Source organism: Sphaerospermopsis aphanizomenoides BCCUSP55 (genome assembly GCF_001586785.1).
Taxonomy (GTDB): Bacteria; Cyanobacteriota; Cyanobacteriia; order Cyanobacteriales; family Nostocaceae; genus Sphaerospermopsis_A; species Sphaerospermopsis_A aphanizomenoides_A.
The window spans coordinates 1-3,251 of record NZ_LUFH02000202.1; the positions used below are offsets into that span (position 1 = coordinate 1).

Annotated in this window: 5 protein-coding genes; 4 read left to right on the forward strand and 1 reads right to left on the reverse strand. The window is 38.4% G+C overall.

What is annotated here, in order from left to right; all coding sequences use genetic code 11:
- Positions 1-69 precede the first annotated feature (69 nt).
- A complete protein-coding gene (trxA, locus tag A0J48_RS26185; protein ID WP_200327497.1) occupies positions 70-396 on the reverse strand; it encodes a thioredoxin in 327 nt (108 codons plus the stop codon).
- Positions 397-716: 320 nt separating this feature from the next.
- Here trxA and A0J48_RS26190 point away from each other — a divergent pair, with 320 nt between their 5' ends.
- The 4 genes from A0J48_RS26190 to A0J48_RS26205 all read left to right on the forward strand — a co-directional run bounded on the left by A0J48_RS26190 (position 717) and on the right by A0J48_RS26205 (position 3,166).
- Complete coding sequence (locus tag A0J48_RS26190) at positions 717-1,322, forward strand: vWA domain-containing protein (RefSeq protein ID WP_200327498.1); 606 nt, start codon at positions 717-719, stop codon at positions 1,320-1,322.
- Positions 1,323-1,339: 17 nt separating this feature from the next.
- Positions 1,340-1,945 (forward strand): vWA domain-containing protein, encoded by a 606-nt coding sequence (locus tag A0J48_RS26195; RefSeq protein ID WP_200327499.1) that lies wholly within the window; start codon positions 1,340-1,342, stop codon positions 1,943-1,945.
- Positions 1,946-1,996: 51 nt separating this feature from the next.
- A complete protein-coding gene (locus A0J48_RS26200; RefSeq protein WP_200327501.1) occupies positions 1,997-2,602 on the forward strand; it encodes a vWA domain-containing protein in 606 nt (201 codons plus the stop codon).
- A 168-nt stretch (positions 2,603-2,770) separates the two neighbouring features.
- A complete protein-coding gene (locus tag A0J48_RS26205) occupies positions 2,771-3,166 on the forward strand; it encodes a salt stress protein, Slr1339 family (protein ID WP_200327500.1) in 396 nt (131 codons plus the stop codon).
- The last annotated feature ends 85 nt before the right edge of the window (positions 3,167-3,251 follow it).

Sequence of the window (3,251 nt, forward strand, 5' to 3'; positions counted from 1 at the left end):
GGGGAAGCAGGGGAAGCAGGGGAGAAAATTCTTACTCAGAACTCAGCACTCACCACTCAGCACTCGTTACTATACAGGAATATACTGTGCTAAAGTTTTAGTTAAAGTAGTTTTGGGTACTGCTCCTACCACTGTATCAACTTGCCGCCCACCCTTAAATACCATAATAGTGGGAATGCTACGAATACCGTAATGACTAGCAACTGTGGGATTTTGATCGGTATTCAATTTGACGACTTTCACCTGTCCTTCAAATTCAGCAGCCACTTCTTCAACAACGGGAGACAGCATTTGACAAGGGCCACACCAAGGAGCCCAAAAATCCACTAACACTGGAGCATCACTTTCCAACACTTCCTGTTTGAATGTGGCCTCTGTAACATTGGTAACAGTCATAGTTATTCTCCTGATTTGATTCGGTAATGCGAGCAAATCGAATTACTCTGAAAACTGGACATTTCAGTTACTAGCCCCATGCTCAAGGTAAGTAATGCTCATGCTGTCATCTGAGAGGAGATTCAGATTTATGGTTGTGAGCTAGGGTCAGCACTAATCAACAGCTACAATATTTAGTTATTTAGCGATTTTACACCAGAAATCGGTTGCTACTAAATTTGCATAGTTTAAAACATTATTACAATATCTCTATATCTAGATATGGTCTTATTACCTAAGAGTTAAAATCAAAACAGAATAATCTTTTTTGAGAGGAATTTATGATGAGCGATCGTGACTATACCTTAATTATTGATAAAAGTGGTAGTATGTCCACTCCTGACCAAGCTGGTGGTCGAAGCAGATGGGATATAGCTCAAGAATCTACCCTGGCTTTAGCTAGAAAAGCTGAACAGTTTGACCCCGATGGCATTACAGTGTATGTTTTTTCCGGCAGATTTAAACGTTACGAAAATGTGACTTCAGCCAAAGTAGTCCAAATATTTCAAGAAAACGACCCTGCTGGTACAACTAACTTAGCCAGTGTACTGCAAGATGCCCTCAATAATTATTTTCAGCGCAAAGCTTCAGGTCAAACTAAACCCAATGGAGAAACAATTTTAGTTGTGACTGATGGTGAACCAGATGATCGCAAAGCAGTCTTTGAAGTCATTATTCAGGCAACTCGAAAAATGGATCGAGATGAAGAATTAGGAATTTCTATGATTCAAGTAGGTTCAGATCCACAAGCCACAAAATTTCTCAAAGCCTTAGATGATCAGTTGCAAGGTGTTGGCGCTAAATTTGATATTTGCGACACCATAACTTTAGACGATTTAGAAGATATGAGCCTTGCGGATGTATTGATGAATGCCATTAATGACTAATTTCTGGAGAATTATTAATGTTAGAAAATCGGGATTACACACTGCTAATCGACAGCAGTGCCAGCATGGGAAAGCCATTAGGACAAAGTGAAAAAACCAAATGGTTGGCTTTACAAGAATCCACCTTTGCTCTAGCTTGTAAATGTGAACAATTTGATCCAGATGGTATAACCGTTTATTTATTTTCTCGAAATTTCCAACGCTTTGATCATGTGACTTCAGCTAAAGTGGCACAGATTTTTGCCGAAAATATTCCTGCTGACACAACCAATTTAGTAGGTGTACTTCAAGATGCCATTAATAATTACTTTCAACGCAAAGCTGCTGGTAAAACCAAACCCAATGGAGAAATAATTTTAGTAATCACTGACGGTACACCAAATGATCGGCAAGCAGTGTATGAAGTGATCATCAATGCTACTCACAAAATGGAAAATGATCAAGAATTAGGAATTTCCATTATTCAAGTAGGTGCAGATCCACAAGCCACAAAATTTCTCAAAGCTTTAGATGATAAATTGCAAAGTATCGGCGCTAAATTTGACATTTGCGATACTATCACCTTAGAAGACCTAGAAGAAATGAGTCTCACGGATGTTTTAATGAATGCCATAAATGATTAATGTGTTGCTAATCTATAGATAAATTGAGAGTCAAAAATGGGGAATTTATCAATGTTAGAAAATCGTGATTACACTTTAATTATCGACAAAAGCGGCAGCATGGCTACCCCAGACCAAAAGGGTGGAAGAACTAGATGGTCCGCAGCACAAGAATCTACTTTAGCTTTAGCTAGTAAATGTGAACAATTTGATTCAGATGGCATCACTGTTTATTTATTTTCTGGTAGATTCAAACGTTATGAAAATGTCACATCTAGTAAAGTAGTGCAAATTTTCCAAGAAAATGATCCATCAGGTACTACTGATTTAGCAGGTGTCTTGAAACACGCTACAGATGACTATTTTCAACGCAAAGCTAATGGTCAAACTAAGGCAAACGGCGAACTAATTTTAGTTGTGACTGATGGTGAACCTGATGATCGTAAAGCAGTGATGAAAACGATTATAGAAACTTCCCGCCGTATGGATAGAGATGAAGAATTAGGTATTTCATTTATTCAAGTAGGTACAGATCCCAATGCTACCCGCTTCCTGAAAATCTTAGATGATGAATTACAAAGTGCTGGGGCAAAATTTGATATTTGCGACACAGTCACAATGGAAGATATGGAAGATATGAGTTTAGCTGAAGTGCTACTGAATGCGATTAATGATTGATTATAGCGATTCCTGGTTAAGTGAGGTACACAACCAATTTTTTTAAACGCAGAGGATCGCAGAGTCAAGCGCAAAGGTACGCAGAGGTTTGCCCAATTTTATTAGCAATGTACTCAGTAACTCAGGAGATTAAGAAACGCTGTATACCCATAATTAGGACTGGTAATAATGGATGAAATTGAGAAATTATTAGCTGAAATTCAGGCTGAATATGCTGCACCCAAACCCCAACATCAACAGCCTCAATTAACTACAAATCAACTCGTTATTACTTCTGTTTCTAAATCAGATTCTTTAATAGATAACTTGTTATCAGAAGTGAAAGCTGATTTTATAGAACGAGATGCTGCTGAAGAATTGAGAAAACAACAAGAATTAGAACAGGAGAAAATTCGTCAAGCACAACTCAAAGCCAAACAATTAGAGACGTTGAATAAAGAAGCTCAAGAATGGTTATCTAAATTAGATCCTCTGTCAACAGAAGGGCTTTGGTTTGAAAAGTTTGCTGAAACATACCCCTCAAAATTAGCAGCTGCGGTTGAATATTTACAAACCGGGGGATAGCAGGTAATAGGGTGTAGGGTGTAGGGTGTAGGGTGTAGGGTGTAGGGTGTAGGGTGTAGGGTGTAGGGTGTAGGGTGTAGGGTGT